The sequence below is a fragment of the Streptomyces sp. NPDC003032 genome (assembly GCF_053591415.1).
In genome coordinates this window covers 1-4,666 of record NZ_JBSFTT010000103.1, presented here as the reverse complement: position 1 = coordinate 4,666, position 4,666 = coordinate 1, and the positions used below count along the sequence as shown (strand labels likewise).

1 protein-coding gene and 2 pseudogenes are annotated in these 4,666 nt (G+C 66.6%); all 3 read right to left on the bottom strand.

All coding sequences use genetic code 11. From position 1 onward, the window contains the following. Window positions 1-2,851, bottom strand: a pseudogene (locus tag ACWDZ7_RS42580) (DUF6531 domain-containing protein); the annotation flags it as partial. Window positions 2,852-3,359: 508 nt separating this feature from the next. Then, window positions 3,360-4,448: a hypothetical protein gene (locus ACWDZ7_RS42575; protein WP_451804304.1), complete on the bottom strand. Its 1,089-nt coding sequence runs from the start codon at window positions 4,446-4,448 to the stop codon at window positions 3,360-3,362. A gap of 10 nt (window positions 4,449-4,458) precedes the next feature. Next, window positions 4,459-4,666 (bottom strand): annotated as a pseudogene (locus tag ACWDZ7_RS42570) (XRE family transcriptional regulator); the annotation flags it as partial.

The following is a 4,666-nucleotide window of genomic DNA, read 5'->3' as shown; positions in this document are numbered from 1 at the left end:
GGCTTCGTCGGTGACCGCGACGACGGATCCGATGGCGTCGGTGAGGTAAAAGTACGTCTTCCCGTCCCGGGTCATGGAGTTGAGAGTGCCCCCGGGCTCGCGGTTAAAGCCCGTGTCCACACCGGCAGTTGTGGTGGCCGATATGCCGAGTGGCCCGTTGTGGAAGTAGGTGTCGCCGAGTTTGATGCGCTCGCTCTGGTCCGTGGAACCGTAGCGGCCGTCGTATGTCTTGCCATCCACGGTGAGCGAGGTGAGCTGGTTGTGATCCGACCACTTCTCGCCGGTGCGGGTGCCCTCTGGTGTGGAGGCGCCGGCTGTCTCGTTGCCTTCGGCGTCGTAGGACCAGTTGGTGGAGGAGTCGTTCTTGGCGGTGATCTGCTGGGCGTCGTTGATGGTGTAGGTGGTGCCGCGCGGGCAGCCCTCGGCGGTGCCCTGGCTGGTGAGGTTCCCGGCCAGGTCGTAGCAGTGCTGCCAGGAGGAGTTGAGCGTGGAGCCCTTCTTCTCCTCGGCGTAGGAGAAGCGTCCTGCGCCGTCGTAGGCGTAGCTGGTCTTCATGCCGGTCACCGCGTCGGTCTTGGTGCGGATCTTGTCGCCGTCGGTCTTGGCATCGGTGCCGTAGCCGTAGGTGTAGGTGAGGTCGACCAGGGTGCCCTTGCCGGATGTGGCCTTGATGTTCTTGGGGCGGCTGGAGTTGTCGACGTCGACGCTCTGCACGGTGCCGCCGGGGTAGGCGGTCTGGGTGCGGACGTCGTTGTTGTTGTACTTGTACGTGGTGGTCTTGCCCGCCGGGTCCTTGAACTCCTTGAGCTTGTTGACCTCGTTCCAGGTGTAGTCGGTCTTGCCGGCCGGGTCCTGGTAGTAGTCGACGTTGCCCGCGGGCGTGTAGGCCAGCAGGGTCTGGGAACCGTCCTGCAGGGTGCGGATCGTCTCGCGCTGGAGCGGGTCGAACTGGTAGGTGATCGTGCCGGTGGAGTCGTCGCGCTGGCGCAGGTTGCCATCACCGTCGTACCAGTAGCGGACCGTGCCGTTGGGGGTGGAGACCGTCTTGATGCGGTCGAGGTGGTCGTAGGTGAAGACCTTCTTCACCCCGCGGCCGTCGGTGAGGGTCTCGGTGCGGCCCAACGCGTCGTAGGTGTAGGTGGTCTGCCCCAGGGGTTTGGGCGGGGTCACCTTGGTGAGGTTGCCCTTGTCGTCGTAGGTGAAGGACGTCTTCACCGTCTGTGGACGACATCTTCGTCTGGGCGGTGCACCGCTGGCCCTCGAAGCCGCCGCAGTCGGGGGTGGCGGGGTTGTAGGTGTAGGAGACGTGGCCGCCGCCGGTGCCGGTCTGGGCCACCGATTTGGTGTTGCCGGCCGTGTCGTAGGTGTAGGACATCTTCTCGCCGTCGGCGTTGGTGGAGTCCTTGGGCTTGTCTCCGCCGGCGATCGTCTGCCAGCTGGTGACCGACTTCCCGCCGGTCGGCGACTTCACCGACTCCAGGTTGTTGCGGGTGTTGAAGCCGTAGTCGGTCACGTTGCCGGGCGTGGTGCCGGTGCCCATGGCGTCAGTGGCGGTGTCGACGTTGTGGTTCGTGTCGTACTTCGTGGACCGCTTGTGCCCGAGCGCGTCGGTGACCTCGTCGACCTGGCCGTCGCCGTCGTGCTTGTACTTCGTGGCGTGCTGCTCGGGGTCCGTGACGGTCGTCGTGCCGGCCGCTGTCGGAGACTCCGCACTGTACTTGTAGGTCCAGGTGGGGCCGGTGTGGCCGGAGCCGTTGAAGTCCGTGGCGCGCAGCATGGAGGTGACGCGGTTGGCGCTGTCGTAGGTGAAGACGGTGACGCGGCCCTCGGCTGTGGTGATCTTTGTCAGGCGGTTGGAGGTGTCGTAGCCGAAGGTGGTGGTTTTACCTTCGGCGTCGGTGGTCTTGTGCAGGTTGCCGTCGGGGTCGAGGTCGATGACGGCGGTGCGGCCGGAGTTGTCCTTGGCCTGCCACTGCGAGGCATCGGTCTTGAGCAGGTCGATCCAGCGGCCCGAGCGGGTCTCGGTCAGCTTGAACCCCTGGTGCTCGCCGCCCTTGTCATGTTGGGTGACAGTGATGGTGCCCTTGTTCTTGTCGGTGACCTTGGTGAGGGTGCCGTGCTCGTTGTAGGTGTCCTTGGTGTGCGACTTCCAGTTGGTGACGGTGTAGGTGCCGTCGGCGTTCTTCTTCAGCTCCTTGGAGTAGCCCTTGGGTGTGGTGAAGGAGCCGTCCGCGGCCTTTTTGAACCGCAGGGTGTCGCCGGAGGCGTCGTACAGCACCACTTCGCCCTCAAGGACCTGGAGGTGGCGCTCGTACTGCTGCCACCATCGCTGGGAGACCTTGCCCCAGGGCGCGTCCAGCGAGTTGTAGGTACGCGCCAGAGTGAGTTGCTGGCCGACCCCGGCGATGGAGAAGTCGGTGGCCGTCAGCAGCAAGTTGCCCGTGGAGTAGTTGATCCGGGCCGTCAGCGCGTCGGTGATCGCGAAGTTGCTGATCCGGTGCCACGGCACGTCACCCTGCCCTTCGGGTACATGGGTCGGGATTTCCTGGACGGAGCGAGAGGACGCCGACACCGGCTCTGTCCCTTCGGCGCGCTTCTTCTGCTGCGCGCGCCAGGCCGCGACCTCGGGCGAGGGCGTGTGTTCGGCTTCCGGCGCGACGGGCTTGTTGGTGCCGACCTTCACGTCGGGCATCTCGAATGACGGGGCGTCCTTGCCCCACGCCGACCTTGGGTCATCGGCCGCGGCAGTACCGGTCGCCGGCAGCAAGGACAGGGTGAGAGCGCCGGTGGCCAGAGCAGCGGCGGTGGCCAGGCTTGTTCTCTTCCGGGCACGCGAAACACGCGCACCCATAGTGCGTTGCGTCAAGACTTCCCCCCACAGGAAGACAGACCTCGCAGACCCCAGCGGCCACGAGGGGCCCACAATCTGGCACACGTCACCCCCAAGGCACGCAGCGATTTCCTCGAACAGTCGTTCCATGTGAAATGAAATGGCCTTCATGCAAGATCGGCACAAAACGGCCGGAATTTCACGGAGCCCATCTGTCTGAACACGACCGTTGCACCCCGCGCGCCGAACACCGACGGCTAAGTGGCCGAGAAGACGCGGCCATGGGCTACACACGCGGGGATTGTCGTCTCAATCCGCAGCCACTTCGGGCGTACCGAAAGGCAGAGCTGCGGCGGGCATCGGCGAGCGGCGGCTGCCGCTCCGCATGGTGCCACACCGCGGGTGACCGTAAACGCGAGGAGGCCCGTACACGCTGGGCGTGTACGGGCCTTTGATCGAGCGCCGGGCAGGCCTTGCACCTGCATTTCCCCGCAGGAAGCGGGGCGTCTTTCCTTGGACCACCAACGCATCACCGGCTGCCGCGTGTTGTGGCGGCCAGTTCAAGATCTACTGTAGCCGACAGATGCCTGGCGTACCGGCATGAGGTGGGGCTGGGCGTGAGGGCGGGGGCGACAGGAGACCGCGCCAGGGCGGCCCCTGTGCGGAAGCGTTTGAGGTAGTAGGCCATAGCGGTGCCGTTCGCGCTGCCGGCGGCGGTCGCCTTCTCCCAGCAGACAGCGACCGCTTCCTTGAAGAACACCCAAGCCGAGGCCCTTTCGTGGTCGCCGGTGGTGACTTCCACCAACAAACGCTCGGGGCCCTGTCTGCGTCCAGGCGCCGGAAGGTGACGGGTGGTGCAGTCGCTCCGGTTGGGCAGTTCCTCGGCCGGCGCGGTCTCAGTAGTGTCGGGGCGGTCAGTCAGGGACGCCACGACGATGACCAGTTGTTCGGCGAACTCGGGGCCCAGCACCGGGAACTCGAGGTCGGGGTGCTGGTCGTAGCTGGCGGTCACGGAAGCGGCTACGAATTCGATGACGGCCTGAGCCGCCTGTGTGCGCGGGCTCGTGCGGCTGAGCCGGCTCAGGACCCGCAGGAGCGTGGCCAGGCTGGTGTCAGCGGTCATCACCTGGCAGGCCGGGGCGGGTTCGGCGGTGTCGGCGATGTCACCGTCTTGCGGGGGGTGAACGACGGCCTGGTCCTGCCACAGTGCAGCGGCGTAGGTGTCACCGCGGGCGAGGTGTTGCAGGTAGAGGCAGTAGGAGGCGGCGGGGACGTCGCCGGCGCCGGCGGCGTACTGCCACCAGAAGCGGGCGCCGTCGTCAGCTCCGGCGAGCTGCAGGGTGCAGCCGAGGATCCAGGCGGCGCGCGGTTGGGGGACCTGTTCGGTGAGGAAGTCGGCGAACTGCTCGATGGTGCAGCGGGCGACGACCGCTTCGCACAGGGCGGTGAGGCTCTGTGCGGAGCGGTCGTCGGCCAGGTCGGGTCCGTCGTCGTCCCGCAGCAGGAAGTCCTCGGTGAGCCGGGTGTAATCCAGCTCGTCATGGCCGACGACGTCGGAGGGGACGTGAGGCTGGGGCAGCAGCAGCGACTGGGCGAGGAGGGCGTCGACGGTGCTCATAGCGGGGTGATCACTCCTGGGAGTCGGGATCGGGGCGCAGTTGGGCCAGGGCCCCTCGGGCGTGGTGGTCCAGGGTGTGGGTGATGGCCGGCGGCAGGCCCACGATGCCCGGCACGGCGTGGTCGGGGATGCCGCACAGGTAGCGCAGGACGGTGACGTCCATCTGGTCGGGCGGCAGGCGGGTGATCGTGTCGAAGAACTGTGCGAGGACGTCGATG

What these genes read in the sequence shown, in the direction of transcription:
- ACWDZ7_RS42575 (WP_451804304.1), bottom strand. Translation starts at nt 4,448, where the DNA reads ATGAGCACCGTCGACGCCCTCCTCGCCCAGTCGCTGCTGCTGCCCCAG.